This is a genomic window from Mycobacterium sp. (assembly GCF_049802695.1).
Classification (GTDB): domain Bacteria; phylum Actinomycetota; class Actinomycetes; order Mycobacteriales; family Mycobacteriaceae; genus Mycobacterium.
Genome location: NZ_JBARMY010000226.1, coordinates 1 through 1,813, shown reverse-complemented (window position 1 = coordinate 1,813; position 1,813 = coordinate 1). Strand labels below are relative to the sequence as shown.

The window sequence follows — 1,813 nt, the reverse complement described above, 5'->3', positions numbered from 1 at the left end:
CCCCACGCCTCGACGATCGGGCGCGCGAACTCGAACATATTGATCGGCTCGCCGTCGTTGACGAAGTACGCCTGGCCGGGCGCGGTCCCGCCCGGCACCAGATGCTGGGCGGCCAGGACAAAACCTTCGATCAGGTTATGCACGTAGGAGTTGTCCAATTTGGCGGTCTTGCGCCCGATCAGCACTTTGACGTGGCCAGCGACCAGGCTTTCGAACAGTTTCCGGAACATGGTCTGGTCGCCGCGGCCCCAGATGCCGCTCGGGCGGATCGCGCAGGTCAACATGCCACCAAAGCCGTTCTGCGACAACACGAATCGCTCGGCGACCACTTTGGTTTCGGTGTAGAGGTCGTTGAAGCGGTCGGTATAGGGCAGCGTCTCGTCGCCACCGGCGATGCGCTGCCCGCCCATCACCACGCTGTTGGACGATGTGTAGACGAACCGCTTGACACCGGCGGCCTGCCCGGCGCGCACCAGGTTCTCGGTGCCGCCCACGTTGACCGCGAAGCTGCGCTGCCGAGATCGGTCGTCGGCCGACGCGCCGCCCAGCAGCTCGATCACCGCCGCGGTGTGGAAGACGGTGTCGATGCCGTCGACCGCTGTGGCGAGGATGCCCGGGTCACAGATGTCGCCCTCGAGTACCTCCAGGCCCGGTTGCTGCGCCAATGGTGAGGGCGCCCGGTCGAAGGACCGCACGGTGTGCCCACGCTCGAGCAGGGCGCTCACCAGATTGGCGCCGACGAAGCCCGAGCCGCCGGTGACGAGGACACGGCCAAGTTTTGTGGTCAGTGATGCGTCAGCCATGCCGCGTAGCATAACTGAAACGTGTTCTAGTTTGGCAACAAAGCCGCTAAAGTTGTTTCTGATTCAAGATTCGTCGGCATCCGTTGCCGCCAATGCATCAGCCACTCGTTTGCGCGCTCCAGCTAAGTGCTCCTCGCAGCGTTTGGCCAGCTGCTCGCCGCGTTCCCACAGCTGCAGCGACGCGTCGAGACCCAGGCCACCCTGCTCCAGCCGGCGCACCACCTCGATGAGCTCGTCGCGGCATTTCTCATAGCCCAGTTGGTTAATAGGCGTAACAGAATCTTGCTCAGTCATCCGTCGCGGGCCCATCGGCTCGTCCCTCGCTCACCGCTGCCACCGCGCCGTCGGCGACCCGCACCCGCAATGTCGTCCCGGTGGGCGCGTCGGTGACCGAGCGGAGCACGGTCAGGGGTCCTGTCGCTGGAACGGTCTGCACAACGGCGTAGCCACGCGCCAGGGTGGCCGCCGGTCCCAGGGTGGCCAGCCGGGCGGCCAGATGTCCGATGCGGTCGGTTTCCGCCGCGATCAACCGGGTGACGTCGCGCCGCAGCGCGGACCGGGCGCGTTGGACTTCCTGGGCGCGTGTGGTGACGGCAGTCAACGGCTCGGCGAGAACCGGGCGGCTGCGCAATTGCGCCAGCGCACGCTCCTCGCGGGTCACCCAGTTGCGCAATGCCTGGGCACTGCGCCGGCGCAGGTCGTCGATCAACCGCTGCTCGGCGGCGGTATCCGGGACGATTTTCTTGGCGGCATCGGTGGGCGTGGCGGCCCGCAGATCGGCAACCAGGTCGCACAGCGGGTTGTCGGGTTCGTGTCCGACCGCGCTGACGACCGGCGTGCGGCAGGCGGCGATCGCGCGGCACAGCGTCTCGTCGGAGAATGGCAGGAGATCTTCGACGCTGCCACCGCCTCGAGCCACGACGATCACGTCCACATCCGGGTCGGCGTCCAGTCCGCGTAGCGCGTTGACGATTTGCGGGACGGCGTTGGGGCCTTGCACGGCGGTGTTG

General features: G+C 66.8%; 3 protein-coding genes. All 3 read right to left on the bottom strand.

The features are described from left to right. Positions 1-815 (bottom strand): 3-beta-hydroxysteroid dehydrogenase (locus tag WA317_RS09125; protein ID WP_425172719.1); only part of this gene is annotated, 815 nt, incomplete at its 3' end. 51 nt (positions 816-866) lie between these two features. Further along, the gene (locus tag WA317_RS09120; RefSeq protein WP_425172718.1) at positions 867-1,097 is read right to left on the bottom strand and encodes an exodeoxyribonuclease VII small subunit; all 231 of its coding nucleotides are present in this window, start codon (positions 1,095-1,097) and stop codon (positions 867-869) included. Further along, positions 1,090-1,813: exodeoxyribonuclease VII large subunit (xseA, locus tag WA317_RS09115; protein ID WP_425172717.1), on the bottom strand; the 724-nt coding region annotated here is incomplete at its 5' end. The genes xseA and WA317_RS09120, both read right to left, overlap by 8 nt.